This window comes from Streptomyces xanthophaeus (genome assembly GCF_030440515.1).
Classification (GTDB): domain Bacteria; phylum Actinomycetota; class Actinomycetes; order Streptomycetales; family Streptomycetaceae; genus Streptomyces; species Streptomyces kutzneri.
The window spans coordinates 7246532-7266157 of sequence record NZ_CP076543.1; the positions used below are offsets into that span (position 1 = coordinate 7246532).

At 74.2% G+C, this 19626-nt stretch carries 17 protein-coding genes and 1 pseudogene; 9 read left to right on the forward strand and 9 right to left on the reverse strand.

Features of this window, described 5'->3' with window-relative positions; translation table 11 throughout:
- Positions 1 to 164: 164 nt before the first annotated feature.
- The 3 genes from KO717_RS32300 to KO717_RS32310 form a co-directional block, all read right to left on the reverse strand.
- Positions 165 to 989: an MOSC domain-containing protein gene (locus KO717_RS32300; RefSeq protein WP_301372985.1), complete on the reverse strand. Its 825-nt coding sequence runs from the start codon at positions 987 to 989 to the stop codon at positions 165 to 167.
- A gap of 47 nt (positions 990 to 1036) precedes the next feature.
- Complete coding sequence (locus tag KO717_RS32305) at positions 1037 to 1546, reverse strand: DUF6643 family protein (RefSeq protein ID WP_030713698.1); 510 nt, start codon at positions 1544 to 1546, stop codon at positions 1037 to 1039.
- A 246-nt stretch (positions 1547 to 1792) separates the two neighbouring features.
- Positions 1793 to 2971 carry a glycosyltransferase gene (locus KO717_RS32310; RefSeq protein WP_301372986.1) on the reverse strand — a complete coding sequence of 393 codons (1179 nt, stop codon included), beginning with the start codon at positions 2969 to 2971 and terminating at the stop codon, positions 1793 to 1795.
- A 317-nt stretch (positions 2972 to 3288) separates the two neighbouring features.
- Here KO717_RS32310 and KO717_RS32315 point away from each other — a divergent pair, with 317 nt between their 5' ends.
- Positions 3289 to 4080, forward strand: a complete 792-nt coding sequence (locus KO717_RS32315; protein WP_301372987.1) for a glutamate racemase — start codon at positions 3289 to 3291, stop codon at positions 4078 to 4080.
- A gap of 276 nt (positions 4081 to 4356) precedes the next feature.
- Positions 4357 to 5967, forward strand: coding sequence for an ABC-F family ATP-binding cassette domain-containing protein (locus KO717_RS32320; RefSeq protein WP_437184605.1), 1611 nt, complete (start codon positions 4357 to 4359; stop codon positions 5965 to 5967).
- Here the strand turns inward: KO717_RS32320 and KO717_RS32325 are convergent.
- Positions 5937 to 6809 (reverse strand): annotated as a pseudogene (locus KO717_RS32325) (ADP-ribosylglycohydrolase family protein); the annotation flags it as partial. The gene KO717_RS32320 and the pseudogene KO717_RS32325 sit on opposite strands and share 31 nt — an antisense overlap.
- A 211-nt stretch (positions 6810 to 7020) precedes the next feature.
- Positions 7021 to 7665, reverse strand: coding sequence for a TetR/AcrR family transcriptional regulator (locus KO717_RS32330; protein ID WP_301372988.1), 645 nt, complete (start codon positions 7663 to 7665; stop codon positions 7021 to 7023).
- 84 nt (positions 7666 to 7749) lie between these two features.
- On the opposite strand from KO717_RS32330, the gene KO717_RS32335 reads away from it, so the two are divergent.
- The 5 genes from KO717_RS32335 (at position 7750) to KO717_RS32355 (ending at position 12926) form a co-directional block, all read left to right on the forward strand.
- A complete protein-coding gene (locus KO717_RS32335; protein ID WP_301372989.1) occupies positions 7750 to 8868 on the forward strand; it encodes an FAD-dependent oxidoreductase in 1119 nt (372 codons plus the stop codon).
- A gap of 14 nt (positions 8869 to 8882) precedes the next feature.
- On the forward strand, positions 8883 to 9398 hold the full coding sequence (locus tag KO717_RS32340; protein ID WP_301372990.1) for a hypothetical protein: 516 nt from the start codon (positions 8883 to 8885) through the stop codon (positions 9396 to 9398).
- Between the two features lie 67 nt (positions 9399 to 9465).
- Entirely contained in the window at positions 9466 to 11091 is a 1626-nt protein-coding gene (lnt, locus tag KO717_RS32345; RefSeq protein WP_301372991.1) for an apolipoprotein N-acyltransferase, read from the forward strand.
- Positions 11092 to 11128: 37 nt separating this feature from the next.
- Positions 11129 to 11611, forward strand: a complete 483-nt coding sequence (locus tag KO717_RS32350; protein ID WP_301372992.1) for an NUDIX hydrolase — start codon at positions 11129 to 11131, stop codon at positions 11609 to 11611.
- A 115-nt stretch (positions 11612 to 11726) separates the two neighbouring features.
- Entirely contained in the window at positions 11727 to 12926 is a 1200-nt protein-coding gene (locus KO717_RS32355; RefSeq protein ID WP_301372993.1) for an acyltransferase family protein, read from the forward strand.
- 42 nt (positions 12927 to 12968) lie between these two features.
- Here KO717_RS32355 and KO717_RS32360 read toward each other — a convergent pair whose 3' ends face one another.
- Both KO717_RS32360 and KO717_RS32365 read right to left on the reverse strand, forming a co-directional pair.
- Complete coding sequence (locus tag KO717_RS32360) at positions 12969 to 13739, reverse strand: trypsin-like serine peptidase (protein ID WP_301372994.1); 771 nt, start codon at positions 13737 to 13739, stop codon at positions 12969 to 12971.
- A gap of 140 nt (positions 13740 to 13879) precedes the next feature.
- A complete protein-coding gene (locus KO717_RS32365; RefSeq protein ID WP_301372995.1) occupies positions 13880 to 15364 on the reverse strand; it encodes a hypothetical protein in 1485 nt (494 codons plus the stop codon).
- A 159-nt stretch (positions 15365 to 15523) separates the two neighbouring features.
- Between KO717_RS32365 and KO717_RS32370 the strand changes: the two genes are divergently transcribed.
- Together KO717_RS32370 and KO717_RS32375 are read left to right on the forward strand one after the other, a co-directional pair.
- Positions 15524 to 16813: an ATP-binding protein gene (locus KO717_RS32370; protein ID WP_301372996.1), complete on the forward strand. Its 1290-nt coding sequence runs from the start codon at positions 15524 to 15526 to the stop codon at positions 16811 to 16813.
- Positions 16814 to 16948: 135 nt separating this feature from the next.
- Entirely contained in the window at positions 16949 to 17293 is a 345-nt protein-coding gene (locus KO717_RS32375) for a DUF6191 domain-containing protein (RefSeq protein WP_301372997.1), read from the forward strand.
- On the opposite strand, the gene KO717_RS32380 is transcribed toward KO717_RS32375, so the two are convergent.
- Together KO717_RS32380 and KO717_RS32385 are read right to left on the reverse strand one after the other, a co-directional pair.
- Complete coding sequence (locus KO717_RS32380) at positions 17271 to 17897, reverse strand: hypothetical protein (RefSeq protein ID WP_301372998.1); 627 nt, start codon at positions 17895 to 17897, stop codon at positions 17271 to 17273. The two genes, KO717_RS32375 and KO717_RS32380, sit on opposite strands and share 23 nt — an antisense overlap.
- Complete coding sequence (locus tag KO717_RS32385; RefSeq protein WP_301372999.1) at positions 17894 to 19516, reverse strand: serine/threonine-protein kinase; 1623 nt, start codon at positions 19514 to 19516, stop codon at positions 17894 to 17896. Before KO717_RS32385 ends, KO717_RS32380 begins: the two co-directional genes overlap by 4 nt.
- Positions 19517 to 19626: the final 110 nt, after the last annotated feature.

The window sequence follows — 19626 nt, forward strand, 5'->3', positions numbered from 1 at the left end:
CTGCCTGCGCCTCTGTCCTGTTTGATCCAACGGCTTGGTCGTGCCAGTTGGTTCCAGCGCGGGCGCCGAGCCCCTCGAAGGTGTCAATCCGGGCGGCCGGTCGCCGGTCCGCGACCACCCGCCCGCCCCTCATGTCCCACCTGCCCCAGACGACACCGGACGGGTCACGCGAGGACACGAACCTCGTCGCCGACGCGCACCGTACCCAGCCGCACCGGTACCAGGAGCCGCCCGAACGCGAGCGACTTGCCGATCCGCCGGTGCCTGGCCAGGGTCTTCAGCGGTTCCTTGCCCCGTTGCGCCGTCTCCTGGTCGGTGGTGGTGACGACGCACCGCCCGCATTCGCGCGCACCGCGGAAGACGGCATCGCCGATCGCGATGCGGAGCCAGCCGTCCTCGGCCCACGCCTCGGCGCCGGAAACCACCACATTGGGGCGGAATCGGTTCATCGGCAGGGGGCCTTCCTCAGGATGGTCCCCCTGTGCGATCAGCGAGTTGAGCGCGTCCAGCGAGGCGAGCGTGGTGATCAGCAGCGGATAGCCGTCGGCGAGGCTCACCGTCTCGCCCGGCAGGGCGTAGTCCGGGTCCACGGGACGGCGTACCGCCGGATCATCCATGTGCACCAGCCGTACCGGCTCCCCGAGGTACGCGCTGAACCAGTCGGCCGCGGTGGTCGCCGCGGCCACGGTCTCGACCTTCTTCCCGAACAGCATCGCCGGCTCCAGCGGACCCGGCTCGGGCACCTCCACGGACAGCTCCGCCATACCCGGCGCCGTCACCGCGATCCGGCCGCCGCCCGTGGGACGGGCCGTGGCCAGGGCGAGGCGTGGATGGCGGCGTTGGGTGATGACCGTGCCCTCGGGATCGATCAGCGCCCAACGTCGGTCCCCGGACAGACCCCAGGGCTCCACGGCCACCTCGTCGGGAGCGGTCCCCGCTACCGATTTGACGGGATGGATGTGGAGCGCCTGGACGTGCAAGTTCGACATGAGGGCATCCTGCCAGCCCTTCCGCTGCCCCGCGTCTCAGAGCCCCCTCAGTAGCCGCGTCCCTGGTAGGGGCGGCCGTACGGGTCCTCGTACGAGGCGGCCGGCACCGGTGCGGGCACCTGCATCGGACGCGGCGCGGCCGGGCGCATCGCCTCGTACCCGGTGGCCATGGCGACCGGGCGGGGCTGCTGCGGCTGGGGCTGCGGCATGTATCCGCCGCGGGCCGCCATCGGCTGCTGCTGCGGGATGTACGGGGCCGGGGCCTGCTGCAGCGGCATCGGCTGCGGGGCCGACTGCTGCTGGTACGGATATCCGTACCCCGAGGTCTGTTGCTGCTGGGGCTGGGCCGGCGGCAGCGCGGGCATCGACGATGCGAGGGCCGGCAGGTACCCGCCGCTCGAGTATCCGGCGCTCGGGGACTCGTAGGCGGCCGGGACGCGGATCGGGGCGATCTGCGGAGTGCCGCGTTCGGCGACGAGGGAGTCGTAGATGGGGGTGTCCGGGAAGGAGGGCGCGGAGTAGTAACCGCCGCCATAAGTGGAGCGGGGGGAGGTCATGGGACCTAAGTTAAGCCCACGACTTCACCGGGTCCATAGCGAGGTGTCGTCAACCCCGCGCTGACCTGCATATTCCCAGGTCAGGGCCTCACCTTTCACTTGACGTTCACGTGCACGATTCGCCACTTCCGCCCCATCTTGTTCGTACTCGTACTCACCGGTCGGGTGTTGCACCGACTTCGCGCTGACGCAGCGTCACAACGCGGTGACCTCGGATGACTCTGTTCCGGGGGGCAGTTCGCCGTTTCAGGATTCACTGGGACGGGCATAGGTTCGGCCCTTCCAGGACGCCCCGCGGCCCCGGTAGTGCTGCACGGCCGAGTCGACGGTCATCAGGAGGTACAGCAGCGCGGTGAACGGAAGCAGCGGAGCGAGTGCGGCCGGCTGGCGGTAGTACCGGAGCATCGGCAGGTAGGTGCCGGCCATCAGCAGCCACGCCAGGCCGCCCGCCCAGGCGATGTCCGGACGCCCGGCCGCGATCCCCGTCAGCAGGGCGGCGGGGGGTACGAGGTAGACGAGCACCAGCCCGGCCACCGTCCCGGCCAGCAGGAGGGGCTGGTGGCGCAGTTGCGCGTAGGCGCTGCGCGAGACCATCCGCCACAGGTCCGCGAGCGCGGGGTACGGGCGCACGCTGTCCACCCGCTCCGCGAGTCCCAGCCAGATCCGGCCGCCGGAGCGGTGCACCGCGCGGGCGAGGGACACGTCGTCGATGACCGCCTGGCGGATGGAGTCGGGGACCCCGGCCCGCACGGCGGCCGTGGTGCGCAGCAGGACGCAGCCGCCGGCGGCCGCCGCCGTCCGGGCGGAGGGCCGGTTGATCCGGCGGAAGGGGTAGAGCTGGGCGAAGAAGTACACGAAGGCCGGTACGACGAGGCGCTCCCAGAGGCCGACCACCCGCAGGCGGGCCATCTGGGAGACGAGGTCGAGGTCCGCGGAGGTGGCGGCGGCGACCAATTCGCGCAGACTGTCCGGTTCGTGTGCGATGTCGGCGTCGGTGAGGAGGAGGAAATCGGGCTCGGTGGCGTGCGCGGTGCGGGCGATCCCGATGCCGTGCCGGAGTGCCCAGAGCTTGCCGGTCCAGCCGGGTGCGGGGTCGCCGGGGGAGACGACGGTGAGCGGGAGCCCGGGGTACTCGCGGGCGAGCCGGCGCGCGAGCTCGCCCGTGCCGTCGGTGCTGCCGTCGTCGACGAGGATCACCTCGGCCTCGCCGGGATAGTCCTGGGCGATCAGCGAGGGCAGGCTCCGCGGCAGCACCTCGGCCTCGTCCCGGGCCGGGACGACGATCGCGACGGACGGCCAGCGGGCGGGGGCCGTGCGCGGCGGGAGGCGGACGTCGGTCCGCCAGAACATGCCCTGGGCGAGGGTGAGCCAGAGCCAGGCGGCGAGGGAGGCGTAGGCCGCGCAGGCGGCGGTGAGGAGGCCCATGCCGGCAGTGTGCCGGGCCGGGGCGTACGTGTCCCGCACCCGCACACCCCGGGTGCGGCGGGCCTCCCGGCCGGGGGCGCGGTGGCCTCGCGGCGCGTGTGCGGTGGACTCCTGGCCCGGATGCGGTGGCCTGCCGGCCGGGGTGCGGGGGCCTTCCGGCCTGGATGCGGGGCGTTCCCGGTGGGGGAGTGGCGGCCGCGGAGCGCGTGTGCGGCGGCATCCCGGCCCGGGGGTGGGCGGCTTCGCTGTTCTCCGCGCGCTCCGGCGCTCCGGGGGCTTTCGGTTCTGCCTGGGCGGGGGTCGACTAAGGTGGCCGGGTGAAGATCGCGCTCATGGACTCCGGAATCGGCCTCCTCGCAGCGGCCGCGGCGGTGTGGCGGCTGCGGCCGGACGCGGACCTGGTCGTGTCCTCCGACCCCGACGGGATGCCCTGGGGTCCACGGACCCCCGCCGACCTCACCGAGCGGGCACTTGCCGTCGCCCGGGCCGCCGCCGCGCACCGCCCGGATGCGCTGATCGTCGCCTGCAACACCGCGACCGTGCACGCCCTGGACGCCGTGCGGGCGGAGCTGGAGCCGGCCATCCCGGTCATCGGGACCGTACCGGCGATCAAGCCCGCCGCGGCCGCGGGCGGCCGGGTGGCGATCTGGGCCACCCCCGCCACCACCGGCAGCGCCTATCAGCGCGGGCTGATCCGTGATTTCGCCGCCGGGGCCCGGGTCACCGAGGTGCCCTGCCCCGGGCTCGCCGACGCGGTGGAGGCGGCCGACGACGCCGCCGTGACGGCCGCCGTCGCCGCGGCCGCCGCGCTGACCCCGGCCGACGTCACCGACGTGGTGCTCGGCTGTACGCACTACGAGCTGGTCGAGGGCCCCATCCGCGCCGCCCTCGCCGCGCGGACCCTGGGGGCGGAGCTGGTCTACCACGGTTCCGCCGAGCCCGTCGCCGTCCAGGCGTTGCGGCGCCTGGGGCTGCGGCCCGAGCCCGACCTGCCGCGTACGGGCGGACTGACCGTGCTGCGCAGCGGGCGCGAGGGGGCCCTGCCCGCCGCCGCGCTCGCGTACGCCGAAGGCAGGCTGCTCGCGGGCCAGAGCGCGCCCGTCGGCTGACGGAGCCCGGACGCGGCCTGTAGGGGTCTTGCCGATCAAGGCGGGATCGCGGTGGCCGGTGGGGCATCGTGCCTCGCTGCGGTGTCCTCGGTCGCCTTGCGATCCCGGCGCCGCCCCGGCCACCGCTCCCTGATCCGGCCTGATCGGCAAGACACCCCTCCCTAGCGCCCCCCCCGCGAGACGAATCGTCTTGCATGCGGTCCGGACCCGGTCTACGGTTGTCCGCGTAACGAGACGGAGCGGTCCGTCTCGTATCGCTTGGAAGGAGGATCGCCCTTGCGTGCTCCACTCGCCACCACCCGGATCGTCCTGTCCGAGGTCACCAAGAGCTACGACACCCGCGTCGTCCTGGACCGCGTCAGCTGTACGGTCCGGCCCGGCGAGCGGGTCGGCGTCGTCGGGGACAACGGGTCCGGCAAGTCCACGCTGCTCCGGCTGCTCGCCGGACGGGAGCGCCCCGACCACGGAGAGGTCGCCGTCACCGCCCCCGGCGGCCTCGGACACCTCGCGCAGACCCTCGACCTCCCGCCGGCCGCCCGCGTCGGCGAGGCCGTCGACCTCGCCCTCACGGACCTGCGCACCCTGGAACGCCGCATCCGCGCCGCGGAATCCCTCCTCCACCGGGCCGGCCCCGAGGAACTCGTCGCGTACGGAGACCTCCTGGCCGCCTACGAGGCGCGCGGCGGCCGCGATGCCGAACGGCGCGTCGCGGCCACCCTGCACCGCCTCGGCGAACGCGCCGAGCTCGACCCGGACCGCCCGCTCGGCACCCTGTCCGGCGGCCAGCGCTCCCGGCTCGCCCTCGCGGCGACCCTCGCCGCCGAGCCGGAACTCCTGCTGCTCGACGAACCCACCAACGACCTCGACGACGAGGCGGTCGCCTGGCTGGAGGACCATCTGCTCGCCCACCGCGGCACCGTCGTCGCCGTCACCCACGACCGGCTCTTCCTCGACCGCGTCACGACCGCCGTCCTCGAAGTGGACCAGGACGGTCGTACGGTACGCCGCCACGGCAACGGCTACGCGGGCTACCGTACGGCCCGCGCCGCCGAACGGGCCCGCCGGGAGCGGGAGTACGAGCAGTGGCGCGAGGAGGTGCGGGACGCCGAGCGGCTCGCCGACACCAACATCGGGCGGTTCGCCGCGATCCCGCGGAAGCTCCCGCGCGGCTTCAGCGGAGCCGGTGCCTTCCGTGCCCGGTCCCGGACCCACGGCGCCGCGAGCCGCGTCCGCGCCGCCCGTGAACGGCTGCACCGCCTGAGCGAGCGCCCGGTCGAGCCGCCCCTGCGACCGCTGGTCTTCACCGGCCGGTTCACCGAGGGCTCGGCGGGAGTGGTGGAGATCGCCGGAGCAGCCCTGCCGGGACGGCTCGCGCCCGTCTCGCTCACGCTGGCGCCGGGGGAGCGGCTCCTGGTGACCGGACCCAACGGCGCCGGGAAGTCGACCCTGTTGCACCTGCTCGCGGGTGAACTGGAGCCCGCGGTGGGCAGCGTACGGACGCCGCCGCGGGTCGGACTGCTCCGGCAGGACGACCCGTGGCAGCGCGAACCGCGTTCCGTCGTCGAGGTGTTCGGCCGGGAGTACGCCGACCGGGTGGCGGGTGACGGGCTGCTCGCCCCCGACGACCTCACCCGGCCCGTACGCGCGCTCTCGGCCGGCCTGCGCCGCAAGCTGGAGCTGGCCCGGCTGGTGGCGCGGCCCCTCGACCTGCTGCTGCTGGACGAGCCCACGAACCACCTGGCCCCGGCCGTGGCGGAGGAACTGGAGGCGGCCCTGGCCCACTTCGGCGGCACCCTGGTCCTCGTCACGCACGACCGGCGGCTGCGCGCGTCCTTCCGGGGGCGGCGCCTGGAACTTCAGCGGGAGCCGGCCGCCGCGAGCCGCTGAGCCAGCGTACGCAGGTCGTCCGCGTCCAGGACCCGGTCCCCAAAGCCGGGCAGCGGCACGTGCAGCGCCGCCGTCCAGCGGGCGGGGACGGCCGCCTGGCCGTACCGGGCCCCGGCCAGGGCACCGGTCACCGCGGCCACCGTGTCGGTGTCCCCGCCCAGGTCCACGGCGGCCCGAACCGCCTCGGCGAAGCCGGTGGTGGTCCGCAGTGCCCACACGGCCGAGCCCAGGCACGGCCACACCGCCCCGTTGAACTCGGTGGCCAGCTCCGGATGCCAGTCGGGGGCGAGCACACGACCGTAGCGCTCGCGGTGGCCCGGATGCACCGCGGCGAGCGTCGCGGGGAGCGCGGCCAGCGGGTCGGCCCCTTCCAGGGCGACGCGGACGAGCTCGTGCAGGATCGCGGTTCCCTCCCAGGCGGCCCGGTCGCCGTGCGTCAGGGCCGCGATCCGCCGGGCGGCTTCCATGGTCCCCTCCCGCCCGGCGGGGGCGAAGTAGACCGCTGAGGTGGCGGCCCGCATCAGGGAACCGTTGCCCGCCGCCCGTGCGTTGATCTGGAAGTGCAGGGCCGCGGCGAGGTCCCAGGACTCGCCGTTGGTCAGCACGTCCTCGGTCTGCAGCCCGATGTCCTTGGGCTGCCCGGCCGCCCACCGCCGGAACCGGCCGAAGATGTCGGGGAGTTCGAGACCGCCGCACTCCAGCAGGGACTCCGCGACGAGGACGGCCATCTGCGTGTCGTCCGTGGCCTCGCCGGGGTCCCAGCCGCCGCCCCCGGCCATCTCCGCGCCGCGCGCGGTCAGTTCCCCCGCCGCCCCGAACTCGTACGGCGCCTGGGGGGTGTCTTGCCGGTCAGGCCGGGCTCGCGGCGCCCGGCACCGCGCCTCGCCGCGTTGTCCTCGGTCGGCGACGCTCCGCGTCGCCTCCCTCGTCCGCCTTGCGATCCACGGCACCGACCACCGCTCCCTGATCCGGCCTGACCGACAAGACACCCCCCCAGCGCGTCTCCCGCCGCCGAGCCGATGACGGCTCCCACGGCCCGGTCCAGCCGGGTGATCACCGAGCCTCCTCCTCGCATACGGACGCCAGCAGTTCGCGCGTGAAGCGGTCCAGATCGTCCAGGCCGGCTGCCGCCAGGGTCGCCGGGGCGCCGGTCAGCAGGTGGGGGATGGCGCCGTGCAGGGCGAGGGTCAGCGCGCGGGCCCGATCCGGCCCGGCCGCCAGTCCGGCCGCGCGCAGCAGGTACGCGTGCGCCGTGAAATCCGCCGCCGCGACCGGGTCCAGCAGCGCGGCCAGCCAGGGCCGGCGCGCCGCCTCGGCCTGGAGTTCCAGATACGCCAGCACGCGGATGCGGCCGGGCCCGGCCGTGTCGCGCAGCAGCCCCGCGAGCAGAGCGGCGAGCTGCGCCGCGTCGGCAGGCACCGCTCCGAGTCCCGGTCCGGACCCCGGTCCCGACTCCGCTCCCGGCCCTTGCTCCCGCCCGGCGCCCGCCAGGGTCTGCGCCAGCGCCCGGTACTGCTCCGCGCAGCGTTCGGCCGCGGCCCGCAGCAGGGCGTCGCGGGTCGGGAAGTAGTTCTTGGCGGTGCCCGTCGGCACGGCGGCGGCCGCGTCGACGGCCCGGTGCGTCAGCCCGCGCCCGCCCTCCTGCGCCAGTACGGCGATGGCCGCGTCCCGCAGCCGGTCCCTCCGGTCCTGATTCACGTTGCCACCCTAACCACAACCGTGGTACCACAGATGTAGTACCACATCTGTGGTGATAGTCGTCGCGCGGCGAAGGGGCGGGCCATGAGCGGAACCTCCAGCAGGCGGGAACCGGGGCACGGAGCGGGCACGGCCGTGGTCGTCGGCGCGGGGGTCGGCGGACTCGCCACCGCCGTCGGCCTGCGCCGTGCGGGCTGGGAGGTGACCGTCCTCGAACGGCGCACCGCGCTCGAACGCTACGGAACCGCCTTCGGGATCCACCCCAGCGCCCAGACCGCGCTCGACCGGCTCGGCCTCGGCGACGCGCTGCGGGCGCGGGCCGTCCCGTACCGGGGAGCCCGGATCCGGCGCCCCGACGGGACGGTGCTCGCCGCCCTCCCGCTCGAACGGATCGAGCGCCGGGCGGGCCGCCCCGAACTGCTCATCTCCCGGCCCCACCTCATCGACGCGCTGCTCGCCGCGCTCGACCGGCTCGGCGGCGCACGGATCGCCTACGGCCGGCACCTCACCGACCCGGCCTCACTCGCCGCCGACCTGGTCGTCGGCGCCGACGGCATCAACAGCGCGGTGCGTACGGCGCACTTCGGCCGGGCCTCGGACCCCCGCCCGGTCGGGACGGCCGCCTGGATCGGCACCGCCGGATTCGAGACCGGCCGCTACGGCGAGACCTGGGGCGCGGGCCGGTTCTTCGGCATGACCCCCGTCGAGGCCGGCCGCACCAACTGGTACGCCGCCGTCCCCGGGGCGACCACCGCCCAGGAGGTACGGGAGGCCTTCGCCGACTGGCACGACCCCGTCCCGCGCGTGCTCGCCGAGAGCGATCCCGCGACCTGGATCCGGTACGAGATGCGCCACCTGTACCCCGCACTCCCCAGCTTCGTCGCCGACGGCCGGATCGCCCTGGTCGGCGACGCCGCCCACGCCATGACACCCAACCTCGGCCAGGGCGCCTGCACCGCCCTCCTCGACGCCGAGGCCCTGACCCGCGCCGTCGCCGCGGCCGGACCGGCCGGGCTGCCCGGCGCCCTGCGCGCGTACGACACCGAGCGCCGCCGCAGCGCCCAGCGCGTCGCCTTCGCCTCCCGGAACCTGCACCGCTTCATGACCGGCCGCCACCCGGCCCTGCGCGACGCGCTCGTCCGCCGTGCGGGAGCCGTGCTGCACCGAGTGGGCGAGGGACGGTGGCGGGCAAGCGGAACGTGAGTACGCTGCTACTCATGACGGGTCACCCTCCGGGTCCGCTCTGGGCGGGCCGCGCCACCAACCGCGTGCAGTGGCTGCTCGCCGCCGCCGGTGCGGCCTGTCTGGCGCTCGGTGTCGAACTTGCCGTCGACTACGCCTGGACCGCGGGCATCATCCCGCTGCTCATGTCCGTGATCGGCTGCCTCGCCGTCGGGCTGCTGATCCTCTACGGCACTCTGGCCTTCGTGCACGTCGCCGTCACCGTCGACGCCGAGGCCATGGAGGTGCGCTGCGGCCACATAGGGGTGCCCCGCCGCAGGATCCGGCTCACGCAGGTCACCTCCGCCGAGTTCGTCCCCAGCATCACCCCGCAGCAATGGGGAGGCTGGGGACACCGCTGGCGCCCCGAGAAGGGCACCGCGATCATCGTCCGGCGCGGCGAGGGCCTGGCCCTCGTCCTCGCCGACGGCAAGCGGTTCACCGTCACCGTCGACGACGCGGAGAACGCCGTCCGCGTCATCCGCGCCCACCTGCGCGCCCTCACCCGGTAGAGGTGACCTGCGGAGCGCGGCCGGGCGCCTACCCCTCGGCGAGGCGCGGGGACGTACACTCCGCCAGATGAGCAGCAGTGTCACCCGCGCGACAGGGAACGAGCCCTCGCAGTCCGCCGACGGGCCCCGGGCCGAGACGGCCACGACCCCCGCGACCGCCCGGTCCGCCGCGAACCGGAAGGGGCCGTGGCTGCTGCGTGCCCTGCTCGCCGCCCTCTCGGGCGTGCTGCTCTACCTCAGCTTCCCGCCCCGCCCGCTGTGGTGGCTGGCCCCCTTCGCCCTCGCCCTGCTCGCCGGCTGCCTCCACGGCCGCCGCGCCCGGGCCGGCTTCGGCCTCGGGCTCCTCGCCGGGCTCGGCTACCTGCTGCCGCTCCTCGTCTGGACCGGTGAGGAGGTCGGCCCGGTGCCCTGGCTGGCACTGACCACCCTCGAAGCCCTCTTCATCGGCCTCACCGGCCTCGGTATCGCCCTGGTCAGCCGGCTCCCGGCCTGGCCGCTGTTCGCCGCCGCCGTCTGGGTCGCGGGCGAGGCGCTGCGGGCCCGGGCCCCCTTCGGCGGCTTCCCCTGGGGCAAGCTCGCCTTCGGACAGGCCGACGGCGTCTTCACCCCGCTCGCCGCCCTGGGCGGCACCCCCCTGCTCTCCTTCGGCGTCGCCCTCTGCGGATTCGGCCTCTACGAGGCCCTGCGCACCGCCCGCCGCCACCCCGGCCGCACCGCCGCCGCGCTGACCGCGCTCACCGTCGCCGCCCCGATCGGCGTGGGCCTCGCCGCCCGTCCGCTGGTCTCCGACGCGGCCGAGGACGGCACCGCCGTGGTCGCCGTCATCCAGGGCAACGTGCCCCGCCTCGGCCTCGACTTCAACTCCCAGCGCCGGGCCGTCCTCGACAACCACGCCCGGCGCACCGTCCAGCTCGCCGAGGACGTCAAGGCCGGCCGCGCCCCGAAGCCCGACTTCGTCGTCTGGCCGGAGAACTCCTCCGACCTCGACCCGTACGCCGAGCCCGACGCCCACGACGTCATCGACCAGGCCGTCAAGGCCATCGGCGTGCCCGTCGCCATCGGCGCCGTGGTGGCCCCGGAGACGGGCCCACTGCGCAACACGATGATCCTGTGGGACCCGGTCAAGGGCCCCACCGCGACCTACGACAAGCGCAAGATCCAGCCCTTCGGCGAGCGCATCCCGATGCGTTCCGTCGTCCGCCTCTTCAGCTCCGACGTGGACCGGGTCCGCCGCGACTTCGGTCCCGGCAAGGACCCGGGCGTCTTCGACATGGCCGGCACCGGCGTCGGCATGGTCACCTGCTTCGAGGCCGCCTTCGACGACGCCGTCCGCTCCACCGTCCAGGCCGGCGCCCAGGTGATCGCCGTACCGAGCAACAACGCCACCTTCGGCCGGACCCAGATGACCTACCAGCAGCTCGCCATGGACCGGATCCGCGCCGTCGAGCACAGCCGGACCGTCCTCGTCCCCGTCACCAGCGGGGTCAGCGCCGTCATCCGCCCCGACGGGAAGATCGTCTCGCAGACCAAGATGTTCACCGCGGACGCGCTGGTCGCCGAGGTCCCGCTGCGCTCCGGCCGCACCCCGGCCACGGTCGTCGGTCCGCTGCCGGAGTACGTACTGCTCCTGCTGGCCGCGGGCGGCTTCGGGTGGATCCTGAACCGCCGGATCCGCTCGCGCCGCGCCGCCTGAGTCCGGATTCGGTCCGTCGGCCTCGTAGGGTCGGGACATGACCACACCCGATTTCATCCGCCAGATCCGCGCCACCGCCGGGCACCAGCTGCTCCTGCTGCCCGGAGTCACGGCCATCGTCTTCGACGACCTCGGCCGGGTGCTGCTCGGCCGGCGCTCCGACACCGGGCAGTGGGCGGTGGTCGGCGGAATCGCCGAGCCGGGGGAGCAGCCCGCCGAGACCGCCGTGCGCGAGGTCTACGAGGAGACGGCGGTGCGCTGTGTCGTCGAGCGTGTGGTCCTCGTCCAGATGACGGAGCCGATGACCTACCCCAACGGGGACATCTGCCAGTTCCAGGACATCACCTTCCGCTGCCGCGCGACGGGCGGCGAGGCGCGGGCCAACGACCACGAGTCCCTCGAAGTGGCCTGGTTCGAGGTGGACGCGCTGCCGCCGCTGGACCCCTTCGGCCTGGACCGGATCCACCGGGCCCTGCTCGACGAGCCGACCTGGTTCGAGGCCCCGGCAGCTCTCACGTAGGGGGTGCCCGCCAGCTCCCGGACCGGCGATGTGAGCTGCGCGGAGGTGCGCTGTAAGGTTCCGCTGATCCAAGGCGGTCATCGGACAGTCGTACATATGAGGGGGCGGTCGGAGGATGAGCTCGCGCAGTTCAGCCGGAGAGTCGCGGGCGGGCGGCCCTGGCCGCGCGTCGGCCGGAGCGGTCCCCGGCGGGCGCCTGGCGGTCCTCGACGGAGTGCGGGTCCTCGCCGCGCTCGGCGTGCTCTTCTACCACTACTCCGCCCTCGAAAGCGCCTGGGGAGAAGCACCCGCGGACGTCTTCCCGAACGCCAACCGGCTCGCCGTCTACGGCTGGCTCGGCGTCGAGATCTTCTTCCTGGTCAGCGGGTTCGTCATATGTATGAGCGCCTGGGGCCGCACGGTGGGCGACTTCGCGGTGTCCCGGGCCGCCCGGCTCTTCCCCGCCTACTGGGCGGCCGTCGCCTTCACCACCCTCGTGCTGTACTCCTGGTCCGAGGTCAGGCAGGTCAAGGCGTTCAGTGACGTCGTGGTGAATCTGTCGATGCTCCAGTCCGGTCTCGGCGTCCCGAACATCGACGACGCCTACTGGACCCTCTTCGTCGAGCTCAAGTTCTACGTCCTGTTCGCGATCGTGGTCATGCGCGGCGTGACCTACCGCAACTGCGTCCTGTTCTGCGCGGCCTGGACCCTGGCCGGCGTCGTGGCACCCACTGCCGACAACGGCGTGCTGTCCTTCTTCGCGGTCTCGTCCTCATCCCCGTACTTCATCGCCGGTATCGGCTTCTACCTGATGCGCCGGTTCGGGCCGAACGCCGTCCTGTGGGCCGTCGTCGGTGTCCAGTTCCTCCTTGCGCAGCACTACGTGCACGCCCGCATGATCGTCAACCTGGGCCGGGCCGCCACCGAGCGGACGCCCGCCTGGCCCGCCCATCTGGTCATCGCGCTGGGCTTCGCCCTGATGGCGGCCATAGCGCTCGGCGCCCTCGACGGCGTCCGGTGGCGCTGGCTCCCGCACGCCGGAGCGCTCACGTACCCGCTCTACCTGATCCACATGATGGCCGGGCTGACCTTCATCCATCACTTCCGCCGCGACGTGGCGCCCGTACCCCTCGTCATCGGCGTGACCGCCGCGATGCTGCTGCTCGCCTGGCTCATCCACCGGCTCGTGGAACGCCCGCTCGGCCGGCACCTGCGCGACCGGCTGCGCAGCGGGATGCAGGACATTCGGTCGGGCACCCCGCGCGGCCCGTCGATCGACCGGCTCCCCGCCCAGCCCTCGGCACCCGACGCGGAACGCATCCCGGCCCGCCGCTAGGCGGTGTCCCGGCAGGCCGCTAGGCCTCTAGGCCTCAAGGCCTCAGGACCGTGCCTCCCGGTACAGCCGCACCGCCCCCTCGCCCATGACCGCGCTGTACGAGATCTCCGGGACGCTGCCGCCTCCCTCGTAGCCGCCGAGTACCCCGGCCAGTGCACCGTTCACCAGCCAGGGGCTGCCGCTGGTGCCACCGGTGAGGTCCGGGCAGTCGATCCGGCGCTGGGTCGCGGAGAGCAGGCCGGTGGTGTTCGCACAGCGCACCGGGGCCTCCAGGGTCCGCGGATAGCCGATGATCGTCACCCTGGCGTCGTCCGGCTGCTCGGCGGCGACCGGGAAACCGCCCACGAGGCCCTCCACGGTCCCGGTCCGCCCGCCGTCCACCGGGGCCACGGTCGCGAAGGCGATGTCGTCGTCCGGGTCCTGCCCGTCCGTCCAGCCCGGTGCGATGTGTACGCCGGTGAGCTTCCAGAATCCGTACGGGGCCTTGCCGTCGCGGTAGCCCGGCGCGAAGACGGTGGTGTCCGGGCTCTCCAGGCAGTGCGCGGCGGTGGCGATCACATCGCCGTCCTCGCTGTGCACCACGGCGGCGGTGCAGTGATGTCCGCCGTCCTGCCCGCCCGGGAAGAGCGCGCCCACCCGGTCGGTGGTGGCGCCGGGCAGCGCCCACGCGGTGACGCCGAGCGGTGGTCCGGCGGCGGCCTCGGGCAGGTCCACGCCGACCAGCGCGGCCATCGCGGCCATGGCGAACAGGATCCGGGACGCCCGCCGCGCACGGGTGCGCCGGGCCGGTCGGAGGAGCGTGGAGTGGATCATTTTTCCACCCTGCCCGCCGAACCTATGTCCGGAGGATGGAGTTCCGTATGAATCCCCTGTGAATCCTGTGAAGCTCATGTGAAGACCGGGGCATGCCCGGACAGGCCCCGCTATGTCGGATGTAGACAGCCGATCGGCGGCTATCCGAGACGCTCGTACACCGTCACCCGGCGCCCCCGCACCTGCCGGTCCGCGACCACTGCGAAGTGCCCCCGCAGGACCGCCGCCTTGGCCCGGTCCCGCTCCGCCGACGGCGGCTTCGCCACCTTCTCCGCGTCCGTCACCAGCAGCACCCGCCGCTGCCCGAGCAGCGCCGCCCGGATCCGCTCGGGGTCCGCCTCCTCACCCTTGAGGGTGGCCGAGGCGGCCGGGGACGCGGCCAGCGCCACATCGGCCAGGCCCCTGAAGGCACCGGGCGAGACCAGCGCCGTGTCCCGTCGCGCGGCCGGCACGAACACCACCGCGTCCCCGTCCCGCTTCAGCCCGGCCACCTCGCCCGCCACCGCGAGCACGTCGTCGATGCGGCTGGCCGGGGCCCGCTTGTCCAGTTCCACCGGCAGCAGGGCCAGCACCGAAATCCCGACCGCGCCCGGCACCAGCAGGCCCGCCGCCCTCGGGAGGCGGGGCGCGCAGGCCCGTACGGCGGCACCCAGCGCGGCGCCGATCAGCAGCGCCAGCCCCACCATGCTGAACAGCACGTACCGGTCCTGGAACAGCGGCTGCACCAGGGACAGCCCGATCAGCCCGAGCTGCGGCACCGCCAGCAGCGGCAGGCCGACCGCGGCCACCGACAGTGCCTTGCGGTCCGGCCGGACCGACCGCTTGGGCCGGTCCGCCCACGCGCCCAGCCCGCCGACCGCCAGGAGGATCCCCGGCCCGACCAGCATGGGCCAGTCCAGCGGCGGTATCCACGACACCTGGTCGGACTGGCCGCGGCTGAACAGGATCAGCGGCAGCGCCCCCGCCACCGCGCCCGAACCGTACGCCGCCCAGCACAGCCACACCCGCCGCCCGGCCCGCGCCCACCCCAGGGTCGCCGCGTGCGCGGGCAGGACCAGCAGGGACAGCCAGTTCAGCAGGGCGCACACCAGCACGGTGATCCCGTACGCCGCCCAGCACGGCCAGGCCCGCCGGCCCGGCCCGCGCTCCAGGAGCGAGACCAGCAGCAGTGTGGAGAGCCCGGCCCCCGCCGCGACCAGCGCGTACGGGCGGCCCTCCTGGAGGTAGAACTGGACCGCGGGCAGCAGCCCGAGCGCCAGCCCGCCGCCGAGGCCCGCCCAGAACCCGGCCAGACGCCGCCCGATCAGCGCCACGCACGCCGCGGTGGCCGAGACGGCCAGCACCGACGGCAGCCGCAGGGTCGCCGTACTCGCCCCGAAGACCTCGAAAAGGCAGTGCATCAGCAGGTAGTAGAGCCCGTGCACGGCATCCACGTGTCCGAGCATCGCCCATATCTCACCCGCCGACCGCCCGGCCACCTGCCAGGTCGCCGCCTCGTCCCGCCACACGCTGTCCTGCCGGGAGAGCCCCCACAGACCGAGCCCCAGGGTCCACAGCAGGGGGACCAGCCACACCACGACGCGCCGACTTCGGGATTCAGATATGGCGGATATGTCGGAAGGCATGAAGGTGCGCGGATCCTCGGTGCGGGGCGTCGGCGGAAAGCACCAGTCTATGGACGCCACGGACGGTTTCCGGACCCGGTGTTGTGCACCACGGAGCGTGATCGTGCAGCCCCCCGCCCCTAGCCTCGCCGCAGGAGCACGAACGAGGGGCGGTACCCGGTGAACTGGCTCATCCACGACTACCGCGAGAGCGATCTCGCAGCGGTGGTCCACCTGATCGACACCACGGCCGAGCTCGGACAGGAGTCCGTCTTCTCGCTCGCCGAGTGCATCAGCGCGCTGACCGACCGCCAGCCCTGTGTGGTCGCCGTCCACCAGGGCGTCCCCATCGGCGCGGCGCTCGCCTGCGTCACCGGCGAACGGGCCTGGGTCATGCGCATCGCGATCGCCGCCGGCTGGCGCGGCCGGGGTCTGGCCAGCGCCCTGCTCGTCGAACTGGAGCGACGGCTCATCGCCGCGCGCGTCGGCCGCATCGCGTACGTCCTGCCCGAGGAGGACATGCTCGGTGAGGGCCTCCTCAACGCCGGATACACCCGGCAGCCGGCCGTCGCGTACTTCGAGAAGACCGAGCCGCTGCACGGCCCGGCCGCGGGCCTCCTCGACGACCTCGGCGGCCGCTTCCTGCCGAACGACCTGTGGACCAAGGTCGCCGGCATGGAGAAGGAGAAGGACCTCATCGAGCGGCGCGTGGTGCTCCCGCTCGCCGAGCCGGAGCGGGCCGCCTCGCACGGGGTGCGGCCGCCGCGCGCCATCACCCTCTTCGGCCCGCCCGGCACCGGCAAGACCACCTTCGCCCGGGCCATCGCCTCCCGGCTCGGCTGGCCCTTCGTGGAACTGCTGCCCTCCCGCCTCGCGGACGAGGGCAACCTGGCCGCCGCGCTGCGCGACGCGTTCGCCCGGATCGCCGAGCTGGAGCGCGTACTGGTCTTCATCGACGAGGTCGAGGAGATCGCACCGGTGCGCACCGAGCCCGCGCAGCCCGGCGGGATCCACGGGGTGACGAACGAGCTGCTGAAGCTGATACCGGGCTTCCGGGAGGGCGACGAGCGGCTGCTGGTGTGCGCCACGAACTCCATCCGCTCCCTCGACCCGGCCTTCCTGCGGCCCGGGCGCTTCGACTACCTCATACCGATCGGCACCCCGGACGCCGGGGCGCGCGCCGCCATCTGGTCCCGCTACACGGCGGGCCGCGCCGACGTCGACGTGAACGCCCTGGTGGCGGCCACCGAGCTGTTCACGCCGGCCGACATCGAGCACGCGGCGCGGATCGCGGCGCAGGTGTCCTTCGAGCGGGACCTGGAGGCGGTGGGCGCGCGGGGCGCGGCGGCCGCGCAGCTGGGCGCGACCACGGAGGACCACCTGGCGGCGGTCCGGCAGTGCCGGCCGACGGTGACCCCGGCGATGACGGGCGAGTTCGAGGCGGACATCACCGCGCACGCCCGGTTCTGACCCCGGTCGGAGCCCCCTGACTTCCGTCCCCCGGTTGCGGCGGGGGCGGAATGCGAAACGGCCCGCGGCCACTCCCCGAAGGGGCCGCGGGCCTTCCCGCGCGGCCGCGGCCGCCGCTTCGGCTACCGTCGCCGCATGGGCTTCGTCATCTTCATGACCCTTCCCGGGCTGGCTCTGGTGCTCACCGCCATGGCCTTCCTCGACCTGGCACTGGTCCGCGCGGGCCGCGCCGGGCTGCTGCCCTGGCGGTGGAACGGCCGCCAGGGGCAGATATCCGCCACCGGCTTCGAGCAACTGCACGCCAGCTTCTCGCCCGGCAAGCAGAACGAGCTCAAGGAGCGGCAGAGCGCCCTCGTCATGCGCGACGACGAGGAGGACGGCGCGCCGCCGCGCACCCGGGTCGACCTCGACGGCGGACTCGCCGTCATCAGGCTGCCCGGCACCGCGGCCGTGCCCGCTACGGGGTACAGCGGTACGTGAAGTCCACCGCGGCCGTGCGCCGACCGGGCGACACCAGCTGCAGTTCCGCCTTCGCCGGGTAGCTCCCCTTGCCCTGGAAGGTCCACAGCAGGTGCAGCCGGGCCTCCCGCTGCCCGCGCGGTACCCGCTCGGTCAGCTGCTCGGACCGGGTGCCGTCGCTGCGCACCCACCGGTAGGTGAGGATGCCCGGGCGCCCGTTCGTCGCCACCACGGCCACCACATCGGCCGCCGCGTCACAGGCCGGGCCCTTGGGATCGGTATTCACCGCCACGTCCCGGACCTCGATGCCGGGCCCCAGCCGCTGCCACCCGAGGTACGCGAGGACCGCGGCCAGGACGAGCGCCGCGAGGGCGTACCGCCGCAGACCGGCCAGGCGGCGCCGCCGGGACGGAGGTACGACGGCCATCGAGACGTCGACGGGGAACGGCGCGGGCATGGCCGCGGTGACCCCCGGCCCGAACCGGAGCACGGAGCCCTCGACCCGGTCGGGGACCACCTCCTCGGGAGCCATCCTCTTGGTCGCGTCCGGGGGACCGCTGAACCAGTGGCTGCCGAGGACGGTGGCGCTGTAGTCGTCACCCTCGGGGGCGCCGGAACCGCTCATCGGGGCACCTCCTGGCAGCGGAGCAGGTACTGCGAGGCCGACGCGGACTTGTTCCCGGCGGTGGGCTTGGTGGTGACCCGGACCCCGCCGTAGCAGCCGCGGTCGCGCGCGAAGGTGTGGGACCTGACCTGGGTGGCCGTCGAGCCGGCCGGGACGACGAACGACTCCGTGCCGTCGGCGACGGAGTAGGAGCCCTGCGCGCCGCCCAGGAACCACTCCACCGTCACGGTGACCGAGCCGGTGCCCTGGGAGGTGACCGAAATCGTCGCATCGCCCCGGTAGACGCCGGTCTTGAGCGACACGGAGACGTCCGTGACCTTCAGCGTCGGTGTGGGCGTCGGTGTCGGGGTCGGCGTGGGCGGCCAGCTCACCGTCGGCTTCGGGGTGGGGCTCGTCGGCCACGACGGAGAAGCCGACGGGGACGTGGAAGGGGACGCGGACGGCGAGGGGCTCGGGGACGCCGAGGGGCTCGGACTCGGCGAAGGGGAGGCGGAGTCCGTCGGGCTCGGGTTCGCGCTCGGCGAGGCCGAACCGGGCGGGGCCGCGCTCGTCGTGGCGAAGGCGCTCACCGCCGAAGCCGCGTCCGGGGCCGCGCCGATCGCGTCCGTCGTCAGGACCAGCACGGTTCCCAGCACCAGCGACACGCCCGCCGCGAGCCAGCCGCGGCGCCCCGGAGCCCAGCCGGAACCACTGGGCACCTTGGTCGTGGCGAACGCCGTGGTACCCGCCGCCGTGCCGCCCGCCGAGGGGAACAGCAGCGGCAGCAGGGCGGCCAGCGCCGCCAGCTTGCGCTGCCCGCGCTCCTCCCACTCGGGCCCGTACGCCGCCAGCGCCACGCCCTCCAGCTCGGCCACGAACGCCTCGGCGTTCTCCGGCCGCTGCTCGGGTGCCTTCGCGAGGCCGCGCCGGATCAGCGGACGGACGGGCTCGGGCGCCTCCGTCTCCGGTACCGGCGCCTCGATGTGCTGGACGGCGAGCTCGGCGAAGTTCTCCCCGTCATAGGGCTTGCGGCCGGTGAGGCACTCGAAGAAGGTCGCCGTCGCCGCGTACACGTCGGCCGCGGGTGAGGCCGGCCGGCCCTGCCACTGCTCGGGGGCCATGTAGGCGGGGGTTCCGGCCACGCCGGGCGTGCTGCCCCGGTTCGCCGCGATCCCGAAGTCCACCAGCTTCGACGAGCCGTCCGGTGCGACCAGGACGTTCTCCGGCTTGTAGTCCCGGTGGACGACGCCCGCCCGGTGCGCCGCCGCCAGCCCCAGCAGGGACCCCTTGAGGACCACCAGCGCGGCCTCGGCGTCGGCCCGCCCGGACTGCTTCAGCAGAGCGCGCAGGGAGATTCCGTCCACCAGCTCCATGACGATGGCCGCGCCGCCGGACGCCTCCACGTACTCGTACAGCCTGACCACGTACGGGGTCTCCAGCCCGCCCAGGAGGCGGGCCTCGGCCCGGAACTCCCCGACGAACGCCGGATCCTGGCGCAGCCGGTCGCTGAGGTACTTCACCGCGACCGGGGTGCCCGTGCCGTCGTGGACGGCGAGGACCACGCGGCCGCTGCCGCCCGACCCGAGCTCACGGACCTCGGTGTAGCCGGGGACCGACCATGCCGCCCGCGTGTCGTTCATCGTTCCTGCCCCCTGCCTGCCGTGTGGCGCCGCCTCGCTCGGACGACCGGTCCCGGACCGGCGTCCACCGGCCCTCCCCGGACCGGACGCCCCCTGGGACGTGGTTTCCG

Coding starts and splice junctions, on each gene's coding strand:
- KO717_RS32360 (WP_301372994.1), bottom strand. CDS start 13,739: ATGATCCACTCCACGCTCCTCCGACCGGCCCGGCGCACCCGTGCGCGG.
- KO717_RS32310 (WP_301372986.1), bottom strand. CDS start 2,971: ATGGGCCTCCTCACCGCCGCCTGCGCGGCCTACGCCTCCCTCGCCGCC.
- KO717_RS32335 (WP_301372989.1), top strand. CDS start 7,750: ATGAGCGGAACCTCCAGCAGGCGGGAACCGGGGCACGGAGCGGGCACG.
- KO717_RS32355 (WP_301372993.1), top strand. CDS start 11,727: ATGAGCTCGCGCAGTTCAGCCGGAGAGTCGCGGGCGGGCGGCCCTGGC.
- KO717_RS32375 (WP_301372997.1), top strand. CDS start 16,949: ATGGGCTTCGTCATCTTCATGACCCTTCCCGGGCTGGCTCTGGTGCTC.
- KO717_RS32300 (WP_301372985.1), bottom strand. CDS start 989: ATGTCGAACTTGCACGTCCAGGCGCTCCACATCCATCCCGTCAAATCG.
- KO717_RS32340 (WP_301372990.1), top strand. CDS start 8,883: ATGACGGGTCACCCTCCGGGTCCGCTCTGGGCGGGCCGCGCCACCAAC.
- KO717_RS32380 (WP_301372998.1), bottom strand. CDS start 17,897: ATGAGCGGTTCCGGCGCCCCCGAGGGTGACGACTACAGCGCCACCGTC.
- KO717_RS32350 (WP_301372992.1), top strand. CDS start 11,129: ATGACCACACCCGATTTCATCCGCCAGATCCGCGCCACCGCCGGGCAC.
- KO717_RS32385 (WP_301372999.1), bottom strand. CDS start 19,516: ATGAACGACACGCGGGCGGCATGGTCGGTCCCCGGCTACACCGAGGTC.
- KO717_RS32305 (WP_030713698.1), bottom strand. CDS start 1,546: ATGACCTCCCCCCGCTCCACTTATGGCGGCGGTTACTACTCCGCGCCC.
- lnt (WP_301372991.1), top strand. CDS start 9,466: ATGAGCAGCAGTGTCACCCGCGCGACAGGGAACGAGCCCTCGCAGTCC.
- KO717_RS32365 (WP_301372995.1), bottom strand. CDS start 15,364: ATGCCTTCCGACATATCCGCCATATCTGAATCCCGAAGTCGGCGCGTC.